Annotated in this window: 26 protein-coding genes; 17 read left to right on the forward strand and 9 right to left on the reverse strand. The window is 43.9% G+C overall.

The genetic code is table 11. From position 1 onward, the window contains the following. On the forward strand, window positions 1-189 hold a 189-nt coding region (locus tag BO48_RS12170), incomplete at its 5' end, for a transposase (RefSeq protein WP_496367722.1). 142 nt (window positions 190-331) lie between these two features. On the opposite strand, the gene BO48_RS12175 is transcribed toward BO48_RS12170, so the two are convergent. The 3 genes from BO48_RS12175 to BO48_RS12185 all read right to left on the reverse strand — a co-directional run bounded on the left by BO48_RS12175 (window position 332) and on the right by BO48_RS12185 (window position 3,146). Continuing rightward, a complete protein-coding gene (locus BO48_RS12175) occupies window positions 332-1,309 on the reverse strand; it encodes a M23 family metallopeptidase (protein WP_496367723.1) in 978 nt (325 codons plus the stop codon). Window positions 1,310-1,506: 197 nt separating this feature from the next. Continuing rightward, the gene (gene speB / locus BO48_RS12180) at window positions 1,507-2,412 is read right to left on the reverse strand and encodes an agmatinase (protein WP_496367724.1); all 906 of its coding nucleotides are present in this window, start codon (window positions 2,410-2,412) and stop codon (window positions 1,507-1,509) included. A 107-nt stretch (window positions 2,413-2,519) separates the two neighbouring features. Continuing rightward, window positions 2,520-3,146, reverse strand: a complete 627-nt coding sequence (locus BO48_RS12185; protein WP_496367725.1) for an SDR family oxidoreductase — start codon at window positions 3,144-3,146, stop codon at window positions 2,520-2,522. Between the two features lie 166 nt (window positions 3,147-3,312). On the opposite strand from BO48_RS12185, the gene BO48_RS12190 reads away from it, so the two are divergent. The 4 genes from BO48_RS12190 to BO48_RS12205 all read left to right on the forward strand — a co-directional run bounded on the left by BO48_RS12190 (window position 3,313) and on the right by BO48_RS12205 (window position 5,529). Next, the gene (locus tag BO48_RS12190; protein ID WP_092987374.1) at window positions 3,313-3,873 is read left to right on the forward strand and encodes a DUF7010 family protein; all 561 of its coding nucleotides are present in this window, start codon (window positions 3,313-3,315) and stop codon (window positions 3,871-3,873) included. A gap of 10 nt (window positions 3,874-3,883) precedes the next feature. Further along, a complete protein-coding gene (locus tag BO48_RS12195) occupies window positions 3,884-4,228 on the forward strand; it encodes an ASCH domain-containing protein (RefSeq protein WP_496367726.1) in 345 nt (114 codons plus the stop codon). Between the two features lie 172 nt (window positions 4,229-4,400). Next, window positions 4,401-5,354 (forward strand): GAF domain-containing protein, encoded by a 954-nt coding sequence (locus BO48_RS12200; RefSeq protein ID WP_496367727.1) that lies wholly within the window; start codon window positions 4,401-4,403, stop codon window positions 5,352-5,354. 4 nt (window positions 5,355-5,358) lie between these two features. After that, window positions 5,359-5,529, forward strand: a complete 171-nt coding sequence (locus BO48_RS12205) for a hypothetical protein (protein ID WP_496367728.1) — start codon at window positions 5,359-5,361, stop codon at window positions 5,527-5,529. A gap of 111 nt (window positions 5,530-5,640) precedes the next feature. Here the strand turns inward: BO48_RS12205 and BO48_RS12210 are convergent, their stop codons facing one another. The 4 genes from BO48_RS12210 to BO48_RS12225 all read right to left on the reverse strand — a co-directional run bounded on the left by BO48_RS12210 (window position 5,641) and on the right by BO48_RS12225 (window position 9,184). Next, entirely contained in the window at window positions 5,641-6,036 is a 396-nt protein-coding gene (locus BO48_RS12210) for a hypothetical protein (protein WP_496367729.1), read from the reverse strand. A gap of 119 nt (window positions 6,037-6,155) precedes the next feature. Then, the gene (locus tag BO48_RS12215; protein ID WP_496367730.1) at window positions 6,156-6,485 is read right to left on the reverse strand and encodes a hypothetical protein; all 330 of its coding nucleotides are present in this window, start codon (window positions 6,483-6,485) and stop codon (window positions 6,156-6,158) included. Between the two features lie 76 nt (window positions 6,486-6,561). Beyond that, window positions 6,562-7,971 (reverse strand): YfcC family protein, encoded by a 1,410-nt coding sequence (locus BO48_RS12220; RefSeq protein ID WP_496367731.1) that lies wholly within the window; start codon window positions 7,969-7,971, stop codon window positions 6,562-6,564. Beyond that, window positions 7,964-9,184 (reverse strand): M20 metallopeptidase family protein, encoded by a 1,221-nt coding sequence (locus BO48_RS12225; RefSeq protein WP_496367732.1) that lies wholly within the window; start codon window positions 9,182-9,184, stop codon window positions 7,964-7,966. The genes BO48_RS12220 and BO48_RS12225 overlap by 8 nt, the downstream gene beginning before the upstream one ends. A 196-nt stretch (window positions 9,185-9,380) precedes the next feature. Between BO48_RS12225 and BO48_RS12230 the strand changes: the two genes are divergently transcribed. Beyond that, complete coding sequence (locus BO48_RS12230) at window positions 9,381-9,926, forward strand: hypothetical protein (protein WP_496367733.1); 546 nt, start codon at window positions 9,381-9,383, stop codon at window positions 9,924-9,926. A 162-nt stretch (window positions 9,927-10,088) separates the two neighbouring features. On the opposite strand, the gene BO48_RS12235 is transcribed toward BO48_RS12230, so the two are convergent. Next, entirely contained in the window at window positions 10,089-11,120 is a 1,032-nt protein-coding gene (locus BO48_RS12235; RefSeq protein WP_496367734.1) for a S66 family peptidase, read from the reverse strand. A gap of 43 nt (window positions 11,121-11,163) precedes the next feature. Then, entirely contained in the window at window positions 11,164-11,820 is a 657-nt protein-coding gene (locus tag BO48_RS12240) for a hypothetical protein (protein ID WP_496367735.1), read from the reverse strand. Window positions 11,821-12,036: 216 nt separating this feature from the next. On the opposite strand from BO48_RS12240, the gene BO48_RS12245 reads away from it, so the two are divergent. The 11 genes from BO48_RS12245 (at window position 12,037) to BO48_RS12295 (ending at window position 22,586) form a co-directional block, all read left to right on the forward strand. Beyond that, window positions 12,037-12,450 carry a hypothetical protein gene (locus BO48_RS12245; RefSeq protein ID WP_496367736.1) on the forward strand — a complete coding sequence of 138 codons (414 nt, stop codon included), beginning with the start codon at window positions 12,037-12,039 and terminating at the stop codon, window positions 12,448-12,450. A gap of 34 nt (window positions 12,451-12,484) precedes the next feature. Next, window positions 12,485-12,895: a hypothetical protein gene (locus BO48_RS12250; protein WP_496367737.1), complete on the forward strand. Its 411-nt coding sequence runs from the start codon at window positions 12,485-12,487 to the stop codon at window positions 12,893-12,895. Window positions 12,896-12,976: 81 nt separating this feature from the next. Further along, complete coding sequence (locus tag BO48_RS12255; protein WP_496367738.1) at window positions 12,977-13,405, forward strand: hypothetical protein; 429 nt, start codon at window positions 12,977-12,979, stop codon at window positions 13,403-13,405. Between the two features lie 219 nt (window positions 13,406-13,624). After that, window positions 13,625-14,458: a hypothetical protein gene (locus tag BO48_RS12260; protein WP_496367739.1), complete on the forward strand. Its 834-nt coding sequence runs from the start codon at window positions 13,625-13,627 to the stop codon at window positions 14,456-14,458. 516 nt (window positions 14,459-14,974) lie between these two features. Beyond that, window positions 14,975-16,165, forward strand: a complete 1,191-nt coding sequence (locus tag BO48_RS12265) for a MalY/PatB family protein (RefSeq protein WP_496367740.1) — start codon at window positions 14,975-14,977, stop codon at window positions 16,163-16,165. A gap of 24 nt (window positions 16,166-16,189) precedes the next feature. Continuing rightward, window positions 16,190-17,470, forward strand: coding sequence for an amidohydrolase (locus BO48_RS12270; protein ID WP_496367741.1), 1,281 nt, complete (start codon window positions 16,190-16,192; stop codon window positions 17,468-17,470). Between the two features lie 110 nt (window positions 17,471-17,580). Beyond that, on the forward strand, window positions 17,581-18,609 hold the full coding sequence (gene desA, locus BO48_RS12275; RefSeq protein WP_496367742.1) for a Delta(5) desaturase DesA: 1,029 nt from the start codon (window positions 17,581-17,583) through the stop codon (window positions 18,607-18,609). Between the two features lie 382 nt (window positions 18,610-18,991). Continuing rightward, complete coding sequence (locus BO48_RS12280) at window positions 18,992-20,116, forward strand: sensor histidine kinase (RefSeq protein ID WP_496367743.1); 1,125 nt, start codon at window positions 18,992-18,994, stop codon at window positions 20,114-20,116. Between the two features lies 1 nt (window position 20,117). After that, window positions 20,118-20,717: a response regulator gene (locus tag BO48_RS12285; protein ID WP_496367744.1), complete on the forward strand. Its 600-nt coding sequence runs from the start codon at window positions 20,118-20,120 to the stop codon at window positions 20,715-20,717. 41 nt (window positions 20,718-20,758) lie between these two features. Beyond that, window positions 20,759-21,229: an SRPBCC domain-containing protein gene (locus tag BO48_RS12290; RefSeq protein ID WP_496367745.1), complete on the forward strand. Its 471-nt coding sequence runs from the start codon at window positions 20,759-20,761 to the stop codon at window positions 21,227-21,229. A 337-nt stretch (window positions 21,230-21,566) separates the two neighbouring features. Further along, window positions 21,567-22,586, forward strand: coding sequence for a hypothetical protein (locus BO48_RS12295; protein ID WP_496367746.1), 1,020 nt, complete (start codon window positions 21,567-21,569; stop codon window positions 22,584-22,586). Window positions 22,587-22,799: the final 213 nt, after the last annotated feature.

Below are 22,799 nucleotides of genomic sequence, written 5' to 3' on the forward strand. Positions count from 1 at the left end.
AATTTGAAATACAGATATGGCAATCGCAAATTCTGGTGTCGCGGCTTTTATGTCGACACAGTCGGCAGAAATCGAAAGCAGATACAGGAATACATCCGGAATCAGCTCAAAGAAGATTATATGAGTGACCAATTAACATTATTCGAAGAATTTGATCCATTTACCGGCGAGAAAAACAGGAAACCATAAAGTGATTCTTTGAGAATCAGCGTGTGGATGTGGTGCAAAAGGGAGACCATTCAGTAGGCCTTTCAGGCCTAGGCCGGCAAAAGAGGCTTTCAGCCGCAGAGCAAACCACCAGTTCACACTGGTGGTTTTGATTGAATTCAATTCATCTTTTAAACAACTTACTGACTGAATCTGAAATCGCACTCATTATGGAAGTATCATCTTGTGTTTTGGCTGCTTCCAGATCACTCTCATAAAACTTTCTGTCACCGGATAGTTGGTTGACGATATCTCCCTGAACGGGCTCACTGCCGTCTTCGAACTTTATTCTGAATGATTTTGCCCTGATGAGTCTTGCTTTGTCCATCACCTGAAAGTGGATATGCGGTTCTGAAGAGTTTCCGGAATTCCCGCACTTGCCGATGACCTGTCCCTGCTGGACGATGTCCCCCTCACCCACATTGATGGATTCCTTTTTTAAATGTGCAACGACACTGTATTCTTTTGGAGCATGCTGAATGATGACATGATTTCCTGTTGGCTTTTTGGCGTTCATCTCGCCGGGTGTGTTGTCCCGGATTTTATTGACGACTTTAACCACTTTGCCGCCGGCCGGGGCAGTCACGTCCTTGTCGAAAGCATAATAATTCTCATTCTGCGTCGGATCGCCTTCATGCGTTTTACCGTTTTTCATCATAAGAAGGTCGTAGGCATATCTCTGTGAACCATACACATAATGATAGTTGATGAACTCGTTATCACCGCCCCAGAATACGAGCCACTCCTCGTTGATCGGCATGGAGTAGGACACGTCCGATACACTTTTACCGTAATCCTGAAAGACTGTATAAGGTTTGATCGTCAGCATATGTACCATATCATCGTGACCGAAGTAGACGCTTAACGCTTTCTTCCTTTTATCATCGAGCCATAAATAATGCTTGTGCTCGCCCAGGTGGGAAATATGTTTTAAATGGAATTGATTTATATCGCTGTTGAAATTCTCAACCATTTTTTCAAATTTTTCCAGCGTAATGACACCTTTCAGGTCATCGATGAACTGATTATATATTGTTTTTGGAGACTTCTTTAAAAAAGCCTTGCCAAAATTATCCGGCTGTATCGTTTGATTCCCTTTCATGAAAATAAATCCCCCTATATGTAATTTAAGTACCATTATACTTGTCCGTGCTGGAATAAAAAAGTTGGATTGGGATAATCCTTCACCACTCGGGTTTTATTTGTGTCCGGAATCTGTGTATGAGTGACAAGGATGAGGTAGTAGTCATTCCAATGCGTCATCCTGCGCCTTGGGATGACGCGTTAAAACATATTCATCTACTTATCAATATTATCCGCCATCAAATAGATTAGATCTTTCGCAATGGTGGCACCTGCAAGGGCAGTAATCTGTGCATTGTCATAGCTCGGCAGTATTTCAACGAGATCGGCAGCGACGACGTTGATTCCCGTCAGGTGTTTTAAAAACGCACGCATTTCATAAGTGGAAGGGCCGCCTGGGACAGGGGTGCCTGTCGCGGGCGCAAATGCCGGATCGAGTGAGTCGATATCGAATGTAATATAGACGGGGTTATCACCGACGATGGCCTTCACCTTGGCGGCCAAAGCTTTTGGGCCGAGTTCAATCGCTTCATTGGCATAGATGATATTGTAATCAAATGCATTCGGCATATTGGTACGGATGTATGTCTGCACCGACGCCCCGGCATCAATCGTGCCTTCTTCTGCCAGGTCATGGGCAAACGTGGCATGTGATATTTTCAAGCCGTCGCTCGCGAGCGTGTCCTGGTGGCTGTCGATGTGCAGCAGAGAAATCTTTCCGTACTTTTCTTTTGCGGCACGCACCATGCCATACGGAATGGTATGATCGCCGCCGATGGTCAGCAGCTTGGAACCGGCATCAAAGATTTTCTTTGCATGCTGATAAGTCTCTTCAATCATGCCGACGGTCTGTTCAGTGCCCAGTTCAAAACCGATATCCCCGTAGTCGATCATGTCGAGCTTTTCTTTTACATCATAGTTCCATGGGTAGTACGTCTTCATATCATGAAGCGATATTTCACGGACGGCACGCGGCCCGTACCGTGCACCGGGACGGTTCGACACACCGATATCAAATGGTACACCCATCACCGTGAGATCTTTATTTTCCACATTTCTTGATTCCGGCAGCCGCCAAAATGTCGGAATACCTGCATACACACGTCTTTCATTACTGCTCATTCAACCCCTCCTATATAGTATGTTATTAACTTCATTCTACATGAAGGCGGAAAATAAAAAACGCACGACACCTTCGTTTGAGAAGATATCGTGCGTACATGAAAATTTTATTTGAACAGGTCTTCAACCGGCGTATCGCCTTCGAGCAGTGTATACACTTTATTCTCAGCTTTGTCTGCATCTACAGCCTGGACGATCACTGACGCGACATCCTCACGCTGAACATTGCCGACTTCCTGATTTTCTTCGGAAAGACTGACTTTGCCTGTGCCGGCTTCATTTTGCAGCATGCCCGGACGGATGATCGTGTAATCGAGGCCGGATGCTTTCAAATACTCATCGGCACGGTGTTTTGCATACATATAGTGCTTGATATCCTTTTGTGCCTTCGGTGAATCAGCCCCCATGGAACTGACGATGACAAAGTGCTTTACACCGGCATTTTTCGCGTTATCGACCGTTTCTATTGCACCTTCCTGGTCGATGACAATCGTCATATCCGCGCCTGTGCTGCCGCCTGAACCTGCAGCGAACACGACTGTGTCGACGCCTTCGAATGCATGAGAAAAATCCTTTTCTAAATCTGCGAGTACAGTATCTATCTCTTTATCTTCGAACTGTTTTGTCTGTTCTTCTTTACGTACCATTGCGACAGGGTCGTGTCCTTTAACTTTCAGCTTTCGAACGACCTGATGGCCGATCTGTCCATTTGCACCAACTACAAGTACTTTCATGAATAAAATACCTCCTTGATTAATCCCTTATCTATACCTGAAGCGGCGGGGGTGTTAAACATTCAAAATCCGCCAATCATCATTCTTGTATAAATTTACAATATAATTTTGAAATTCGCGTTCTTAAAGTTTATAATGGAATTAATATCCGGAAGAGGAGGCAGTTATGGAAGCGAATGAGATTTTATCGATTTTGGACGGACTGGCCGAGCTTAACAGTTACGGTGTGGCGTTTCTGATGTCTTTTGGTGTGACGTGGCTGATATGCGGTGTCTTCTGGCAGAAGACTTCGGCAAATACGGCAGGGTATGCGACTTTGTTCCAGGGTCTGGCCGCTTTGCCTGTGGCACTATTAATCTCCTACTTTATGGGAGCTCTTACGGAACGTCCGGGCGGTGATATCTTTTCAAATCTCGTCATGACGATTGCGATGAGCCAGATGCTGATTCTGCCGCTGATCATCGTCATGCAGGCGAAAAAACACCATTCACTCATCCCTTTCGTATTCAGTGCCTCGCTGACGATCCATTTCGTCATGTATTTCTGGCTGTATCAGACATGGATTTACATTGCGATGTCCGTCGCAATTGCGGCCGGTGTCGCTGTAATATACGGGATGGGTACAGGGCAGGATAAGACTATGCCGTCAAAAAATACTGCAGCCTACTGCTGCTTTTTCACAGGTGCGGTGCTGGCTGTGACAGGTGCCATATTTTTATTGATATAGGGAGTAGTTTATGGAACTTACGATGGGTCTGTTCGAACAACATTTGAATACTATTAAAAGTGGAATAAAAACAATCGAAGTCAGACTGAACGACGAGAAACGTAGAAAAATCCGGGTCGGGGATACGATCCGATTCATACAAGTGCCGGATGAAGCAGAAGAGATCCGGGCAGTGGTAAAGGGACTGAAAGTCTTTCCAACATTCAGAGAGATGTATGAAAATGTTTCGGCCGAAGACATGGGTGCACAGGGCGGATCAGTGGAATCCATGGTTGAAAATACATATGAAATATATACGCCGGAACAGGAGAGGAAATACGGCACGCTTGCCATCACAATCAAATACGTGGTTTGAGTTAAACCGGCGGCTAATATAAAGGATCCATTCTGATGAAAGATTATCAAGATGGATTCTTTTTTTATTTCCATACTGGTAGCTCTGAATAATTACGGATTGAAATCTGGACTGTTTTGTATTATATTTAATACGAACATATGTTCTGTTTTTAGATGGCAGGAGGTTTATTATGTCTAAAAAACACTTTTTCAGTTATGTAATCAGCTTTATCTTTGTCGTGATCGCATTGATCATTGTCGCCGGCAGTTCATCAAGAATTTTGGAACAGGCGAATTTAAATGCCGGCGTCAGTTATATTCATATCATCCTTGCCATCTGTTCTGCTGCCGGTCTGATTGCGCTCACAGTGGAGGTGGCGAAAGGGTTCAGATCTTCTGCGGAAAAAATATCGATATTCGGACTCAGGTTCCGGAACCCGGTATATGACCCTTATTTCGAAGATGTCGGTCTTGAAGAAATAAAAACCATCCGGCAGGAAAATGCCCGGCTGAAAGAGGATAATCGGAAGCTGGAAAGTTTTACGGACTCATTGCTGGATGAACTGGAAATGAAAGATGTCGAGCTTGAAGATGTACAGTATGTCAGCGAGACGTTCATCCGTCATCATAAAAACTCGAGCAGGCTGATCCGGACGCTGACGAGCCTGCTTGATGAAAATCATACCGGCTGGACGGCGGAATTTTATAATAATGTGCTGGATGAATGTATCACCGTGCTGCATCAGGACCGTTCGGACAAGTCTTCTACATTGTATCTCGTCGAGGATGATGTGCTTAGGATGACGGCATATCACAGGGTCAATTTCACCTCGACACGGTCGAGGGAATTTGTATACGGTGAGGGATTTGCCGGCAATGTATGGAAGACCGGCGAAGTTGAGCTGGTTTCAGATATATGTGCGAGCACTTACTTTAAAGGGGATTTTTCACCGAATCATAATTACGGCTCCATCATCGGGCTGCCCGTTAAAATCAATCACACCGTCGTCGGGGTGCTCTGCATCCAGAGTGAAGGCACCGACGGCTTCATAGAAGCGGACATTGATACTTTGAAATTTTATGCGGACGTTTGTGCGTTTGCATATTATTATGATAATGTTAATGTAATCAGTGATATGGGGTGATTGTATGGTGAGTGCTTCATTCAAAGAATCCGATAATGATATTGTGAACCGCCAGCGTGACATTTTAAAAGCCTCAAAAAAGCGTTCGGAAGCACTGTACAAAAAAGCTGAAGCGCTGGGTTTCAGTCAAAGGAAAAAGTCTTCAGACAATCAAAAGAAGAAAACCGGTAAATAGATGAAAATGGAGCACTGCGCATCTTGGCGTGGTGTTTTTTTAATATCATTGTTATCTAAAAAAGATCCCTTCAGGAAAATGGTACCTGAAGGGATCTGGCATGACGGGCAGCTACCGTGGATTCAAAGATCTTTTCGTATACACAGTTGTAGAAATGAACGCACCGGCAACCAAAATCGTCAACAGGATCATGAACAGATGGACCAGGTGGATGTCGAAAATATTCAGCGCGGTGAGCGGCAGGGCGATTGCGATGGAAAACACCAGTGCCAGAAATCCTGTGACGATGCCTCTTCTGATGATTGAACGCTGTTTTTCTTTGTCATTTTTACGGAAGTTCACGGATATATAGGAGAATGAAAAGCTCATTACAGCAACGATGATCAGGCTGTAGAACGTGAGCGGCGGAGGCGGTGTGCGGTTGATGATGAAATTGACAAGATGAATCACCGGGAGTATCGAGAAAAATGCACCGTAGACGATAAAAGAAATTTTATTATCATTCATAAAATCACCCTTAATATCTGACCACTTCCATTGTAACATGTGAAAAACATATAAAAAATGAACCCGTCTTTGTCCCATATGAAAAAACACCGGCGTATACTTTCGCGCCGGTGTTTCTGTTACTCAATCACTTCTGTATATGTGAATTTATAGCCCATAAAAACGAAGGCATCCTCATCTTCTGATTTCTTGACTTCCTCGGATACATCATAGGCATCATATTTTAAATAGTCATCAATCGAATACAATGTGTTCTTATCTTCATTTCTGATCAGGTAGTATGAATTTCTCCTGACCCTGTCTGCAAGTGCATTCTTGGAAGTGAACGGCAGATTCATAAAGCTGCTGATGGCGAGTCTGGCAAAAGACTGGTCTTTTTTAGGTTCCAGCACAATGACGACATCATCTTCTTCAGCAAGTGAATATATCTTTTGTTCCTGTCTGTTCATAATAACCTCCATGAAATGTGACTTATTTCATCATAAATATATGACAATGTAATGTAAATTTCAAATATTTTGACGTTTAAAGCGGTCCGAGATTAATGAATACTGCTATGGCGAGCAGCACCATGGAAGCCAAGGACAGTATTAAAAATAACGGCAGGAACCATTTCACCCATTTCAGCCATGGCACTGCAGCCACCGCAAGACTTGCCATCAAAGTTCCGGAAGTCGGAAACAGTGAATTGGATAATCCGTCACCAAACTGGAAAGCAAGTACCGCAACCTGTCTGTTGATGCCGATCATATCTGCAAGTGGTACTTGGATCGGCATCATGATTGCCGCCTGGCCGCTCCCTGAAGGGACAAAAAGATTGAATATCGAGTTGATGATGAACATTAGAATAGCCGTCAGCACCGGCGGGAACAGCTCCAGCGGAGCGGACAGACTGTTGACAAGAGTATCGAGTATGTTTGCATCTTCCATTACGACGAGTACGGCTCTCGCCACCCCGATGATCAATGCACCGTAGACGAGTTTCTTACATCCTTCTAAAAATGTTAATGTCAATGTGTTGTAGTTCATTCCGCCAATGATTCCGGCGACAAGACCGATAATGATGAAAAATGCGGCCATATGATCGGTCGTCCACTGGAATTGGACGACGGCAAAGACGAAGAAGGCCAGTGCCAGAGCCGTCCATGACAAAATCAGTTTATGTCTTGTCGTGAAATCAGCAGCCAGTTCCGGATCTTCATCATCCGCCTCGAGGATGCCCATCAGACTGCGGCTTGGGTCATTCATAATCGTCCTGCAATATCTCCATGTGTACCAGATCGTGATGCCTATGAGTACAACAAAGGATATGATTCTGAACATCATCCCGGAGAATAAAGGAATCTCGGCAATGTTATGGGCAATCCCAACAGTGTAAGGGTTCAGGAATCCCGCTGCAAAACCGATGAATGCCGCGTTGAATGTAATTGCAACTGCAACAATCGCATCAAGCTTTAAGGCACGGGCAAGTACGACACCGATTGCGACGAATGGTATGACAGAGTTGGCAAGGGCACCGACAGCACCGCCGACAGCAAACAGTGTCGTAATGACCGCAATCAATAAAAATTCCTTGCCGCGCATGTTTGAAATTGTCGAAAGTATGCCGGCCTTTATGGCGCCGGTCCTTTCAATGACTTCGAACATGCCGCCTGCAAACAATACAAGGAAGATTAGACCGGCAGATTCGACCATGCCGGTCTGTATCGCGAGAAACAGGTCCATGATGCCCGTCGGATTGGTCTCTGCTGCGCTGAATGAACCGGAAATGACGCGTTCCACGCCATCGACTTCTTCACGGTCGAAGAGGCCAGCTGGTACGAAATATGTAGCAGCTGTTACAAAGAGAAGAACGAGAAATACGATGACGTACGTATCCGGCATCTCCCATTTCTTCTTTTTGGGACGGTGGTCTTTATTATCAATATCAGTCATGGGATGCCTCCAATCTGAATAGGTGATGTGATATAGCTGTTAAAAAGACTTTGCCGATATTGACCATCGAACGTTCATCCGGGTTGAATTTTGGATGGTGAAGTGAATATCTGGGCGACGTTTCATCGCTGTGTGCGCCGACAAAGAAAAATGTGCCCGGGAATTCTTTTAAATAATCGGCGAAATCTTCAGCTGTAAGTGCTGGGTCTTTAGTGACCGTAGTCAATGCCGGAAGATATGTATCGACCAGCGCCTTAAGATTTCTTGTTTCAGGAATATGGTTATACACTGCATCGTACCCTTGAGCAAAAATCACTTCGGCAGTCGCCCCGAACTGTTCTGCGGTCGTCTTTGAAATATGGTCGATCCATCCGCGGATTTGCTGCTTCGTCTTAGGGTTGAAACATCGTGAAGTGCCCGCTATATGTGCTTTGGACGGGATGACGTTGTACGAGTCACCGGATTTTATCGTCCCGATGGTGACGACGCCTGACTGTTGCGGATCGAGCCTGCGGCTGATGATGTTCTGCAGATTGCCGACCAGCTGACACCCGGCGACGAGTGTATCGACGGAAGTATGCGGCATCGCGCCGTGGCCGCCGTCACCATACAGGTTGATTTCGAAATTATCACCAGCGCCCATGGCGTATCCTTCAGTAAAGCCGATTTCACCCAGAGCGCCTTCGTCCCAGACATGTGCGCCGTAAATATAATCCACATCTTTCAGTAGGCCGGATGAGATAATTTCTGAAGCACCGCCCGGCGGTTCTTCCTCTGCATGCTGATGTATAAAAATGATGTCTCCATGGATTTTATCCTTATGCTGGACGAGTACTTTCTCGACCATCATAAGGGCGGTTGTATGTATATCATGGCCGCACGCGTGAGTGACACCGTCGACTGTGGACTTATAAGGGACATCTTTTTCATCCTGCATCGGGAGGGCATCAAAGTCGGCACGGAGTGCGATCGTGGGCCCCGGATGGCTCCCGCGGAGTATGCCTACGACACCGCTTGCACCCACATTTTCATAAGTTTCGATGCCAAGCGCTTTTAAATGCTCAGCGATGATTTTTGGTGTACGGACTTCTTTGAAAGAGAGCTCGGGATGCATATGGAAATCCCTCCTCACATCAATCATATCCGGATAGATTGACTCCATGCTGTCGATCATTTCATTTAATACTGCTTCAGAATTACCGATATGCATCATTAATAAGACTCCTTTATCAAATTAAGTTAACATTCATAATAATACATAAAAATGCAAAAGTAAACATTATTATAAATGGCGGGAGAATTTTTAGTTCTATTGTAAAAATATATGAATCGATAAAAGTATAATTGCTTTATGAATGTTGTGGAACACTTTAAAATGGTGGTAACTGTTATAAAAGGTTGTTGAGAAAATGAAGCGGAAGATGAATATAAGGGTGTTGAGGAAAACCGGTGTGTTCGGTTTTTGGAAATCGGTTAATTTTAAACTGGATGATGAAAAGTTCGGTTCTATTAATAATGAGGAAGAACTGACTGTGGATCTGCACAGGCAGGGTGCGTTGTTCAGGATTAACTATAACGAAGTTTTTGATCTCAGCAACAGGGTCACTGTCAAAAATGGCGACGTGGTGCTGATTCGGCACACGATTGCCAATTATTTGATGTATGGGCTGTTAGTCTCACTGCTGATTTTGCCGGCAATGTTTCCAATTTATGAGAACTTTGGATTGTGGGCGTTCATTCCGTTGCTGCTTGCGGTTTTGGTCACTGCAAAGTATTCGAATACTTTCAAAGTGGAAGTGATTGAGAATATGTTTGCCCGTGAGAAAAGTAAAGAGGCACTTGCTAGAGAAGCGGTGGAAGAGGAGTATGAGGGCGGCGTCATCAACTATCGGAAAGACCCGGGGGTTACTGAGGAAAGAGTAAGCCGGCCCGGCAGAGACAGGGAAAAGACTTAAAATTACTTACGGCCCGGCATCGGTTTGAAGCGATGTCGGGCTTTTGTGTGTTTCCCGACATGGTGTAGAAACGGTGTCGATGCTGCCATGGATGTGCTCAAATATTATTTTGAAGGCTTGATGAAATGAAAAGAAGGTGACTTTTAATGCGTCACCTTCTTTTTATTCTGTAACGGCACTTTCCAAAATCTCGAAAGTCAGATTTTCGGTATCGACTTTTGCCTGCAGACCGTATGGCACGATGAATTTCGGTTCATTGTGGCCGAAGCTCAAGTTATAGAGGACCGGCAGATCTTCCCTTCCTGCTTCTTTTAATATTTTTTGCCAGACTTCCTTATATTCTTCATAATAGACTCCGGATTCCGGGCGGCCGATGATGACACCGTTGATTCTGTCGAATATGCCCATCATTGATAAAGATCTTAAATTATCCTCTAATGCTTCCGGTGTAATATTCGTCTCTGAATTCTCGAAAAATAAAATCCCGCCGTCAAACTGATTCAGGTCCGGGAATAACTCGGTACCTCTGATGTTGTTGATGACTTCAAAGCATCCGCCGATCAGATGGCCTTCCGCGACACCGGAGGCGTTAATGCTTTCATAACCGGTATTTTCAATCAACGGACGTCTTTTATTTTTATTTTCAATATCCCACTGGAGCCCGAACTCGCGCAGTTTCGCTGCGGGCTTTATTTCTCCGATGGGTTCGGTGCTGAACCATGTCTTCCTGATTGACTCGACTGTATATTCATCCATCTCGATATTTTCGGCAAAGTCTGTGAGGAGGGCCGGGCCGTAACTTGTGGAGATGCCGTTATTATAGAACATCAGGTGATTTGAAGTTGTGTCGGAATAGCCGGTGAAAATCTTCGGGTTATTTTTCAGTGCTTCAAAATCGATATCAGGCAGCATCCGGATGCTTTCCTTACCACCGATTGCACAGATAATCGCTTTGACCTCCGGATCTTTCAGAGCTTCATTTAAATCTTCCGCCCGTTTTTCAGGATGATTATAGAGATAATCAATCCCTTTCAGTGCATTCGGCATCACTTTGACTTTCAGGTTGAAAGTCTCTTCGATGTATCGGATGCCCTGTTCTGTGCGCCACCGGATTCCCGGCTCACCGGCGAGTCCGCTGGACAGTGACACGATGGCAACAGTATCGCCTTCATATAGTCTTTGTGGTTTAATCATGAAAATCCCCCTTGAATATTTTATGTCTTACAAGTATTTTAACTTAAATTCCCTCAAAAAATATATCGATGACCGGTTTATAATATATCCCCAAAGTCTCGGGTGAAAGGATCAGCATAATGATTGACGGTGCAAGCATAAGGGCGATTACAACCGCGATGTATAATTGAGTGCTGGACTGCGTGCCGGACGGTTCATGATAGTGTTTCAGCTGGTTGATTGAACGGACGATATAAGTAATGATTGCACCCCACATTACGAAGAGCCCAATCAGAGGAAAAAGGCTGCCTTCATAAGCTGTCATCATTGCGCCAATCGAATACAGCAAAAATGGAAGGAGCAGCATTGAGCTGTTGTCACTGAAAATCTTATCAAACGGTTTCGTCTTATAATTAAATTTATAGATGATGAAGCAGTTCAGTAAGAAAAATGGTATATAAAGTACATAAAAAATCATGCTGAATATTGATGAAACCAACCCCAGGCCAAGAAAAGGTTCGGAAATGATTGTACTGAAAAGTGAAAGCAAAAGAAAATTCGCGAGCAGCATCAATGGAAGAATGAGTAAGTAAAGAGTCAGCCACATCGCTATATTTTGTCCCGAAGATAAATATTTATCCGACTTTAAAATTTCATAGGGACCGGACACCGAACTGATGATAAATATATCCACGGTTAAACTTTTATTGTTATCCGTCATTGTCTTCACCTCTTTCAGTCGGGAATTTTATTCTACATTATAGAAAAATGAACCGGATTACAAATAATATTGCAGTCTACATTTTGGTGAGCGAGGCTTTTAAAAGAGTAAATAAACTGCTTACGGGTATCGTCCCTATAAGGGTGATTTATACTCGCACTCAACCTCTTTGGGCGGAAATTCAGAGGTACATATAATCAAGGAGGGGAGTCAGCAATGGCTATTAAAGTGAAGCGGGAAGAACACAGGCTGGATTCAGTGACGCCGACTGCCATTAAAATCAATGATAAAAAAGTGGATGAAATTAAAAAGGGTGAAGAAAAGATAATCGAACTGCCGGATGAACATGCTGAAATCAGCCTGCTGCCGGTATTTGAAAAGGTGAAGCCCGTGCCGGTAAAGGCCGGCGACATTGTCATGATCAGCCGACGGACGATTCATTACATTTTACAGTTCGTTGCCTTATTTCTGGCGATTGCGCCGGGCGTCATGATGGCAATCAATATTGAATACTGGCCATACCTCATTTTCTTCATTATTGCGGTCGGAATAGTATTTATCATCGATTTTATTATTAAAACGTATAAAATAGAAGTCATAGGCAATAGTAAAAGTGATGAACAGAGATAGGAAAATAAACTGAATAATTAAAGGGGAGTCAATCATGTCAGTAAAAGTCATCAGGAAGAAAGAACGGCTGACGAATCAGTGGACGGAACTGGCAGTGTATATGGATGATGAAAAAAAGACGGCTATATACGGTCATGATTCAGCAGAGATTAATCTTGATGGAGAAACAGGTAATCTGAAAGTCAAACAACCACTTTCAAAATCGGTAGAGAAACAGGTTAAGCATGGTGATATTGTAGAAATTTCCAACTCATCATTGATGACTTATTCATTTTATCTGATGCCGATCATACTGATTTTTATATTTATAGCATTGTCCGCAGATTTATTGAGTTTCTGGATTGTAGGAATTGTTACAGCTGCTTATATCATTTTCATGTTGTCAATTAAACCGCTGCAAATAGAAATTATAACAGAGGAAGGACATGAACTGGGCATCGATTAGAATGAAAATACAGCTTAAAATGACTGTTTGGAGTAACACGCCATAGCTAATCAGTACTTATATTAAAAGGGGAAAACTATCATGTCAGTAAGAGTCATCAGGAAGAAAGAACGCTCAAATAATGAATGGACAGAACTTGAAATGTATGTTGATGATGAAAAGATTTCATCGATATACGGCAATGATTCAGCAGAGATTCAACTGAAAGGAGAGACATCGGAGTTGAAGGTCAAACACTTCATGTTGAAATCGGTAAGAAAGAAGGTGAGAGATGGTGATGTTGTTGAAATTTCGAACCCGCCGCTTGTGAAATATGCGATGTATCTGCTGCCGGTAATCATTCTCTTAATGACTGCTGCCTCTTACTTCAAACTGTTAACCCTTTGGATACTGGTTGTTTTGAGCGCAGTATTCATAGTTGCCCTGATGGCGATCAAACCGCTGCAGATAAAAGATATCACAGAGGAGCAAGGGGCACAGGAAGCAAATATAATTAATAACAATACGTAAATAATGTTTAAAGATTCAAATAATAAGGTAAAAATACAACATAAAAGATAAGTTGAAATAAGATGTGTATTTAAGGGAGCCGGTTGTAACCGATCGGCCTGAGCTGTTTCACCTTTAATATCGATACATTTTTACTGATTATTTAATTTTGACAGCCGGCAGGCGGAGGTGATTCACACTCTGCTTCCGGCTGTTTTATTTTCAAAGGATGTGAGAATGATGAAAATTAAAGTGAAAAGACCGTTAAGTTTGTTGGACAGTTGGATACCGCTGACTGTGAAATTGAAAGATCAGGATGTGGGGGCGGTCAGAAATGGTGATGAAACTGTCATATCAATGCCTGAAGACCATTCGGAGTTAAGTGTGGCATATCTCCATGACAGAAGTGAGAGGATTCCGGTGGAAGCGGGCGATGTGATTACAGTCAAACAGAATAAGACAAGTCACTTTTTAATACTGGCTATGTTTATCGCAGTTTTAATACCGCTCATAGCATTGTTGGCTGGACAGAATATCCTTCCTTATTTGTGGGTGATAATGGCAGTGGTTGTTATCATTCTGGCGACTAGTCTGATAATGAAATCATATGATATAGAACGGACAGGTCAATTGGCTGAAGAAGCACTTACAGAAGACGAAGATGTTGAAGGGGTACACGTCAGAAGGACGAACAGTTACTTTGAATCAGCACTGCCGCTCAGTGTGAAATTGAATGAAGAAGAAAAAGGAAAGTTGAAGAGCGGTGAACAGGCAGTCATTCCAATGAAGGAAGACGAGGCTGAAATGAGTGTTGAATTTCTGTATGAAGCGGGTAACAGAGTTAAAGTTGAAAAAGGCGACGTTGTAAGTATTAAAAGGAATTGGATTTTTAAATTAGGATTAATTATATTTGCACTAGTTCTAATCGGGCCGGGGATACTATCCATTCTCGGTTTCGGCCTGAATTTTGCACCGGCAGTTTATGGTGTCGTCATTGCGGCGGTGATTGTGACTGGAGTGGCCATAACAATGATGAAGTCGGTCAAAGTGGAAGTTGTCGAAAAAGCCCATTAGAATATGAGTTTTGAAGCGGAGATGTGTCAAAGCATCTCTTCTTTTATTTATAATGTTTTAAAATAACAATGAAAAGGTAAATCATAACTAATAATGATTTACGGAAGGAAGTGCAATAATTAATGAATGCACTCATCATTTTCGGTGGCGGAACAATTTTGATCGCACTGGTTATAGGGATGATATTTAAAGGTATCGGCAAAGCGAAGAAGGATTAAAATAATAAAAACCGTCAGGCCGTTTTTAAGCGGCCCGGCGGTTTTTTAGTTGTTGAATAAAATGATCAGTACAAAGATAATCACGATGATTGTTGTAATCGATATACCATACTTCATTTAAAAGCCCTCCCGAATTTATTTTTTCGTAACGTTGTTATTCATCTCATACCCATATGTGATAAGCATATAACAATCGTCCTCCGGTGCAGCGGGTCGGATTTATTGATAAATCACCGGTCACTGCTAAAATCAGAACTAACGGGCGTTATTAAACGAAAATACGAAAGGGGATGGATTTATGATTTATAACTTTGATGAACCGATTAACAGACGGGGTACATATTCCGTCAAATGGGACGGCGGAGACTTGATCAAGGAGATGGGTCTGACCGAAAGATATGATGAGGATACGATTCCATTATTTACAGCGGATATGGACCTGCCGGCGCCTCAGCCGGTCGTTGATGCACTGTATGCGACAGTGGACCACAGAATTTTTGGCTATTCGATTTTTCCTGAAGAATATTATTCAGCGATTCAAAACTGGTTTGCAAGGAAACATGACTGGACGATTCAGAAGGAGGAGATTGTTTATTGCCCGGGGACGGTACTCGCTGTAAATAAGGTTGTGACTGCATTTACCGATGCGGGTGACGGCATCATCATTCAAAGACCGTCCTATCCGCCGTTCGCAAGTGCGGTGGAAGGAAATGAAAGAGTGCTTCTCAACAACCATCTGAAACAGGATGAAGCGGGCAAGTACCAGATCGATTTTGAAGATTTTGAGGAAAAAGCGAAACTCGGTAGTACGAAGATGTTTATTTTATGCAACCCGCATAATCCGACGGGCAGAATTTTCAGTGATGAGGATTTGATTCGGCTGTCGGATATTTGCAGGGAAAATAATGTGATGCTCGTCGCCGACGAAATTCACGGAGACATCGTCCGGAAGGGCAGTCAGTTTACGCCGGTTGCCGCACTGGTTCAGGACACTGCGCATATTATCACTTTGACCGCGATCAATAAGACATTCAACGTGGCGGGTCTGCACTGCTCGAATATTATCATTACAAACCCGGACAGACGGGCGCAGTTCAAAAATGAGCTGGGCATGCAGATGCCATCGCCGTTTACGATTGCCGCGCTGATTGCTGCCTACAATGAAGGCGATGAGTGGCTGGAACAGCTGAATGGCTACCTGGATGACACGGTGGATTTCACAGCCTCATTTTTAAAAGAGAATATGCCAAAGGTCCAGTTCCAGATTCCGGAAGGCACTTACGTCATGTGGCTGGACTTCAGCGGGTATGGTCTCAGCCCTGAAGCGGTCCATGACCGGATCTATAATAAAGCGAATGTCCTCCTTGAAGACGGGGATATGTTCGGTGAAGACAGCAGGGGTTTCCAAAGGATCTGTCTGCCTTCCCCGAGACCGATGATCAAAGAGGCGCTTGAAAGAATCAGCGCTCAATTTGAAGACTTGAAGTAAATTAAAAACGGAAGGGGTGTCTTCATGTCTTTGCCTGAATTGAACAGTTTGAAATTGGCCGAAGCGATTGAAGATTACGTGATTGATATCAGAAGAGATTTACATGAACATCCGGAAGTGAGCGGCGAGGAGGACCGGACGATCGGACTGCTCGCGGCCGAGCTTGAGAAGATGGGTCTTTCTTCCGAAGTCATTAAAAACGGCGGTGTGTTGTCCACTATAGAAGGCACGCATCCGGGTAAAACATTGGTTTTAAGGGCTGATATGGACGCACTCCCCATGACTGAAAATAAAAACAATCTTAAAGGTGAAAAGACGGTCGTCTCCAAAAATGACGGTGCGGCGCATATGTGCGGCCATGACGGGCATACCGCCATGCTGCTCGGTGCGGCGAAAATCCTTTCTGAAAATAAAGACCGATTGAACGGGCGGGTGATACTTGCTTTTGAACAGGGTGAGGAAAACGGCCGGGGGATTGTCGGCATATTGTCTAGAATTCTTGAAATCGGTGCTGACGGTGTATGGGGCATCCATTTGAAATCCGATATCCCGTCCGGGAAAATATCCGTCGACCCGGGGCCGAGGATGGCAGGCGCCTTCATGTTTGATGTCAGAATAGACGGCAACGGCGGTCACGGCGCGAGGCCGGACCTCGCAAATACGCCGGTGGATGTGTTCACTGATTTTTATAATCATTTGAAATCCAGCCGGATGAACGCCCTTGATCCATTTAAAGCCATTACATTTTCAATCGGCAGTGTCAACGCCGGTTCCAGTCACAACGTCATTCCTGACAGTCTGAATTTCAAAGGTACATACCGGTTCCTTCATTATGATCAGGGCGTGAGGGGGGCGCAGGAATTCAAAGATAAACTGGATCAGATCGCCGCACTCCATGATTGTACATACGAATACATCATTCCGCCGAAAGCGATGAACTTATCGGTCTATAATCAGGAAGACTGTGCAGAGATTGCGTCTGAAGCGGTGAAAGATTCAATCGGTGAAACGTGTCTTTATAATTATCCGGCTTGGATGGCCTCAGAGCCGTTCGCACTGTATCAGAAATATTTACCGGGCGTGTTTGCATTTCTGGGCATTGAAAATAAAGACAAGGGGACTGGTGCGGATCACCATAACTCGAAGTTTGATATCGATGAAGATGTATTGAAGTCAGGTGTCGCCTCCACCGTTCAATATGCTCTTTATTTTCTTGACACTGATAAGGAAATATCATTTGAGCCGGAACAGACTGATGTAAAAACATTTGCTAAAGATGCCGGATTCCCTGTGGAATGGCCATAAAAACCTGAAACATGACAAATGTCATATATAAGTCCTGACAAATCAATCTGTCGGATTGTTAATCCATCATTCATAATTATATTTGATTAGATTACAGGGAGATGGAGCAAATGACAAAACAAAAACAGGCACAGCTCAGAAAAGCAGTCATGCCGTATGCGAAATCGCAGACCAGAACAAGCATCATCCAGCTGCTCAATACCATATTGCCATTTTTCGTCTTATGGATTCTGGCATACCAGTCACTCAGCATTTCATTTTGGCTGAGCTTACCGTTCAGTATTTTGGCGGCAGGCTTTATGATCCGTACATTTATAATTTTCCATGATTGCGCTCATGGATCATTCTTTAAAAATAAAAAGCTCAATGATTTCTTTGGTACATTTACAGGCGTCATTACGCATTTTGCCTATCACAGATGGAAAACCGAACACGCCATGCATCACGCGACAAGCGGTAACCTCGACAAACGCGGTATCGGCGACATCTGGGTGATGACGGTGAAAGAATACGAAGAAGCGAGCAAATGGAAAAAGTTACAGTATCGTCTGTACAGAAATCCGATCATCATGTTCGGACTCGGACCGCTGCACCTGTTCTTAAGTGCGAACCGTTTCAACCGTAAAGAGGCGAAGAGGAAAGAGCGTCTGAACACGCATCTGATTACATTGATTTTAATCAGTGCGTATCTTTTGATCGGCTTCACTTTAGGCTGGCATGTATTATTGATGGTCCAGCTGCCGATTGCATATATCGCAGGCGCAGCAGGCATCTGGCTGTTCTACGTCCAGCACCAGTTTGAAGATTCCTATTTTGAAAATGAGTCGGAATGGGATTTTGTAAAAGCGGCAGTCGACGGCAGTTCCTATTACAAATTGCCGAAATGGCTCGAGTGGATGACTGGCAGCATCGGCTACCACCATGTCCACCATCTGGCGCCGAGAGTGCCGAACTATCATCTGGAAGAGGCGCATGCCAACACGCCGCCGCTCCATAAGGCGACGACGATCACTTTGAAGACAAGTCTGGAGTCAATAAAGTTCAGATTGTATGATGAAGACAACAAAGTGTTCATCTCTTTCAAACAGTTGAAGAAACAGCTCGCAAATGGCAAGGTCTCACAACCGACCACCCACTAAAATGAATATTTATATAGGACCACTGAAAATCTCAGGATTTTAGTGGTCTTATTTTAATTGGCGGGGCTGTGACGGTGGGCGGCGTTTCGATTTGAGTGAGAGTATTCAGCTCTTCAAATCGGTTATAAGTATGGATTCCGATTTGATTATCTATTTTGTGCGATTCAAATCGTTTTTGATGTGTGAATCCGATTTGAGAGCTTCATTTGTGGGATTCAAATCGTTTTTGATGTTTGAATCCGATTTATAATGAATTTTTCATGGGCTCAAATCGAATAAGTGGCTGCCACACCGCCCGGTAGGCACGGCTGCAAAGGAAATCGATGTTATTACACGTTCAAACTGTTACAATTAAACAAATCAATGAAGGAAGGCATTCAGAATGAGAGACTGGTATCATATTTTCGCTAAAAACACAGGACTCAGTTTATATATATGGATCATTTTCTGTGTATTGCCGTTTTATTTTATATTCCGGTCCACAGCGTCGATGGAGATCGTTTTTGGTGTGATTGCCACGCTGCTGTTCTTTGCGATATTCTGGCTGACCTATAACGAGAAAGGCCCGAGAATATATATCGGCCTCAGTCTGGAGTTCGCAATCAATATTATCATGACTGTTTTATTCGGCTATGTGTACTTTGCCTTATTCATCGCATTTTATGTCGGGATTATAAGGAGTAAAGCGGGATTCATTTCGATGTATGTCATTCATCTGGTGACGACGATTAGCGCCATGGTTCTCGGATTCATGGATAACTACACTTTGTTCCTGAATCATCTGCCGTTTATGGTTATGACGGTGCTCGGGGTCATTCTGATCCCCATCGGTAAACGCAGCCGAATCCAGACTGAAGAGTTGGAAGGCGAACTTGAAATTGCGCACCAGAGAATTGCGGAGCTTGCGATTGTCAACGAGCGTCACAGAATTGCACGGGATCTGCATGATACACTGGGACAGAAATTATCGATGGTCGGCCTGAAGAGTGAACTGGCATCGAAACTCATAGATAAAGACTCTGCCAAAGCCAAAGAAGAGCTGGCAGATATACAAAGGACTTCGAGACATGCGTTAAAAGAAGTGCGGGAAATGATCAGTAATATGAAACATGTCAGTTTAAAAGAAGAGCTGCATGTGGTAGAAAATATATTGAACATGTCAGGCATAAACAGCGAGGTCAATATGGATGTCGATATTGAAGATGCGCCGATGCTGATAGAAAACATTTTAAGCATGTGCGTAAGGGAATCGGTGAACAATGTGGTAAAGCATTCGAAAGCTTCGAACTGTTATATAGATTTGACCGAGACGAAGGGCGATATCCTGCTTAAAGTGACAGATGATGGAAAAACAGAGGACATGAACTTTATTTACGGAAACGGTCTGGCGGGTATGAAAGAGCGTCTGTCATTCATCAACGGTGAGTTCCAGGCGGTCAATTCATCTGATGGGTTTGAAATAAACATCGCGGTACCGAAAGTGTTGAAAGAGATTGAGGAGGGTTAGTATGATCAAAGTTGTGATGGCCGAAGACCAGAATATGCTGCTGGGCGCTTTAGGTTCGCTTTTGGATATGGAAGAAGATATCGAAGTGGTGGGCAAGGCGGCTAACGGCGAAGAGGCATTGAAATTGGTTGAAAAGCTGGACCCTGATATATGTCTGATGGATATTGAAATGCCGGTAATGACCGGACTGGAAGCAGCTGAACATTTAATGGATCACGACTGCAAAGTGATCATCTTAACGACATTTTTACGGCCGGGTTATTTTGAAAGGGCAAAAAAGGCCAATGTACGTGGCTACCTTTTAAAAGACAGCCCGAGTGAAACCCTCGCCCAGTCGATACGGCAGATTATGAAAGGGAAGCGAATCTACTCTCCCGAACTGATTGAAGTTGCCTTTGAGCTGGATAACCCTCTGACAAAACGTGAACAGGAAATCGTCCAGCATCTGGCGAACGGTGAACCGACAAAAAAAATTGCCGAAAAACTCAATCTGTCCAACGGTACTGTCAGAAACTACGTCTCGATAGTACTCGATAAACTGGATGCGAAAAACAGAATCGAAGCCATTTCAAAAGCGATTGATAAAGGCTGGCTGAAGTAGGGTAGAGATGAAGTAGACATATTAGCGAGGAGGCTGAACTGATGGCTGAAAGAATTGACGAAGCAAATTTGTTGATCAGTGCACCGCAGGAGCGTTTGTACCAGGCATTCATAAAGGAAGAAGCATTCAAAAGCTGGTATACACCGAATGATATGACGAATGAAGTTGAGTCGTTCGATCCGACAGAAGGCGGAAGGTTTATCGTCAATCTGATTTATGATGATGAAGAAGAAGAAGCTGGAAAAACAGCCGATAACGTGGACCGCTTTACAGGAATCTTCAAAACTTTGAACCCTTACAGCAGAGTTGTCCTCGATATCGAGTTTGATACGGAAGATGACCAGTACAAAGGTGTCATGGCGCAGGAGTGGACGTTGATCGATCAGGGCAGCGAGACAGAAGTGAAGGTTGTCTGCCGAAATGTACCCGGCGGTGTCGATCAGACTGTGCAAGAGCGTGCGCTGATCCTCAATTTATACCGGCTTGCCGACTACGTCGGCGCAACAGAATAAAACGCATGAAGCTGCCGGAATCCGTATGGGTCCGGCAGTTTTTTGATTGCTGAATAAAAGCCGGCTACAAAAGGAGGGCGGAATGACTTGCTCGTCTACATAGATAAGCAGACTGGCCGAGCCAAGATTCAGGGCGGCATGTGCGTTAACCCATACAAAATGAGAGGGCGTGACGATATCCGGGCTGATTTCATCATTCTGAAAGCAGTTTATTTTAATAATGAAATCCATTGTTTATTCTTTTAAATTAATTTGGGATTTTTTACATAATTTTTATATAGATATGTATAATAGTGGTAAGTTACATAAAATATTTTTTCGGATGGGAGAGTCGTCGATGTTGAAGAAATTTATGTTGCCACTGAGTATATTATTGCTCGCAGCCTGTGGTGATAATGATGTAGAAGAAGAGGATGAGGCCCCTGTAGAAGAAACGGAAGAAACAGAGGAGTCTGATGAGGAGGAAAAGTGGCCTCAGCAGGAAGAAGAGGAAGAGCCGCCTGAGGAACAGGTGCCTGAGCAGGGTGGTTCATGGAAAGAAGCGGATGCAACTGAAGAGGACGGCGATTCTTCTGCAGATGAAGGATTGCCGGGTGGTTCTGTATCTGCTGATGCAAATTCTGTTTCTGATTCCGAAGAGGAGCTGGGTGATGTCACGGAGGAGTCAATCGAAGCAGAAGATTTTGATGCGGCGGGTGCGAGCGAGGATAAGCCGGGATTTGAAATGGTCAAGGAAGATACATTCACCAATGAAATCGGGCAGAGCGTCTGGGAGAAGTATCAGGAGATGACCGGTGAATATGCATTGAAGGATGTTGCGGACCCGGAAAGTGAAGGGTCGACCCGTGAGGAAATCGAGGAGATGATGGCGGATATGGATATCGAGCCGGATTCTGTTGAACTGGAAAATGGGGATACGCTCATCGTCTATCATTTTCCGGATGATGAACTCGCTCATGACAATGGTGAACCGTTCATCATGGCGGATGTGACCTATTTTTTTAACAGTGAAGATCATCTGATTCATTCGTCCATCGCGCCGGGTTTTCATGAAGTGGCTCTGAGTGAGGCGACAAAGGCGGATGAACTTGAAGGCATCAACACATTGACAGACCTTCAGGCGACCCACGACCCCCAGGTATTTACCATTGGTGAGATGAAAATCAATGAAGCAACGATTACACAGACGTTGATTCCGGTAGATGCCGGGGACAACACGATGGCGGTGTATGTCTATGCCCTCGGTGACGATATCATCTACAGCAACGGCGATCTGTATTTCACGGTGAGTGTGGATTTCCCTACTTATGCATATATCCATTATGCAGACATGATTCAGGCGTACACCCAGCTGTAGCCGGAAACCCCACCTTGAATTCACCTTTCTTCAATATGTAAAATATGATATTATAAATATACACTATTTAATGAACGGAGGCTTTATCCATAATGATACCAAGAACTTGGAACGGACTTTTGAATCTATAATTAAATATGAAATTCAAAAGTCTGGAAAACTATTTTCTTATTTGGATAAGTATGCCTTTTTTAATACTTAAATTAAGAGATA

It is taken from the genome of Lacicoccus kunmingensis DSM 17847 (genome assembly GCF_059568765.1).

Excerpts from the sequence above, each read along its gene's own strand:
- BO48_RS12175 (WP_496367723.1), bottom strand. The coding sequence starts at position 1,309 with ATGAAAGGGAATCAAACGATACAGCCGGATAATTTTGGCAAGGCTTTT.
- speB (WP_496367724.1), bottom strand. The coding sequence starts at position 2,412 with ATGAGCAGTAATGAAAGACGTGTGTATGCAGGTATTCCGACATTTTGG.
- BO48_RS12185 (WP_496367725.1), bottom strand. The coding sequence starts at position 3,146 with ATGAAAGTACTTGTAGTTGGTGCAAATGGACAGATCGGCCATCAGGTC.
- BO48_RS12190 (WP_092987374.1), top strand. The coding sequence starts at position 3,313 with ATGGAAGCGAATGAGATTTTATCGATTTTGGACGGACTGGCCGAGCTT.
- BO48_RS12195 (WP_496367726.1), top strand. The coding sequence starts at position 3,884 with ATGGAACTTACGATGGGTCTGTTCGAACAACATTTGAATACTATTAAA.
- BO48_RS12200 (WP_496367727.1), top strand. The coding sequence starts at position 4,401 with ATGTCTAAAAAACACTTTTTCAGTTATGTAATCAGCTTTATCTTTGTC.
- BO48_RS12205 (WP_496367728.1), top strand. The coding sequence starts at position 5,359 with ATGGTGAGTGCTTCATTCAAAGAATCCGATAATGATATTGTGAACCGC.
- BO48_RS12210 (WP_496367729.1), bottom strand. The coding sequence starts at position 6,036 with ATGAATGATAATAAAATTTCTTTTATCGTCTACGGTGCATTTTTCTCG.
- BO48_RS12215 (WP_496367730.1), bottom strand. The coding sequence starts at position 6,485 with ATGAACAGACAGGAACAAAAGATATATTCACTTGCTGAAGAAGATGAT.
- BO48_RS12220 (WP_496367731.1), bottom strand. The coding sequence starts at position 7,971 with ATGACTGATATTGATAATAAAGACCACCGTCCCAAAAAGAAGAAATGG.
- BO48_RS12225 (WP_496367732.1), bottom strand. The coding sequence starts at position 9,184 with ATGATGCATATCGGTAATTCTGAAGCAGTATTAAATGAAATGATCGAC.
- BO48_RS12230 (WP_496367733.1), top strand. The coding sequence starts at position 9,381 with ATGAAGCGGAAGATGAATATAAGGGTGTTGAGGAAAACCGGTGTGTTC.
- BO48_RS12235 (WP_496367734.1), bottom strand. The coding sequence starts at position 11,120 with ATGATTAAACCACAAAGACTATATGAAGGCGATACTGTTGCCATCGTG.
- BO48_RS12240 (WP_496367735.1), bottom strand. The coding sequence starts at position 11,820 with ATGACGGATAACAATAAAAGTTTAACCGTGGATATATTTATCATCAGT.
- BO48_RS12245 (WP_496367736.1), top strand. The coding sequence starts at position 12,037 with ATGGCTATTAAAGTGAAGCGGGAAGAACACAGGCTGGATTCAGTGACG.
- BO48_RS12250 (WP_496367737.1), top strand. The coding sequence starts at position 12,485 with ATGTCAGTAAAAGTCATCAGGAAGAAAGAACGGCTGACGAATCAGTGG.
- BO48_RS12255 (WP_496367738.1), top strand. The coding sequence starts at position 12,977 with ATGTCAGTAAGAGTCATCAGGAAGAAAGAACGCTCAAATAATGAATGG.
- BO48_RS12260 (WP_496367739.1), top strand. The coding sequence starts at position 13,625 with ATGAAAATTAAAGTGAAAAGACCGTTAAGTTTGTTGGACAGTTGGATA.
- BO48_RS12265 (WP_496367740.1), top strand. The coding sequence starts at position 14,975 with ATGATTTATAACTTTGATGAACCGATTAACAGACGGGGTACATATTCC.
- BO48_RS12270 (WP_496367741.1), top strand. The coding sequence starts at position 16,190 with ATGTCTTTGCCTGAATTGAACAGTTTGAAATTGGCCGAAGCGATTGAA.
- desA (WP_496367742.1), top strand. The coding sequence starts at position 17,581 with ATGACAAAACAAAAACAGGCACAGCTCAGAAAAGCAGTCATGCCGTAT.
- BO48_RS12280 (WP_496367743.1), top strand. The coding sequence starts at position 18,992 with ATGAGAGACTGGTATCATATTTTCGCTAAAAACACAGGACTCAGTTTA.
- BO48_RS12285 (WP_496367744.1), top strand. The coding sequence starts at position 20,118 with ATGATCAAAGTTGTGATGGCCGAAGACCAGAATATGCTGCTGGGCGCT.
- BO48_RS12290 (WP_496367745.1), top strand. The coding sequence starts at position 20,759 with ATGGCTGAAAGAATTGACGAAGCAAATTTGTTGATCAGTGCACCGCAG.
- BO48_RS12295 (WP_496367746.1), top strand. The coding sequence starts at position 21,567 with ATGTTGAAGAAATTTATGTTGCCACTGAGTATATTATTGCTCGCAGCC.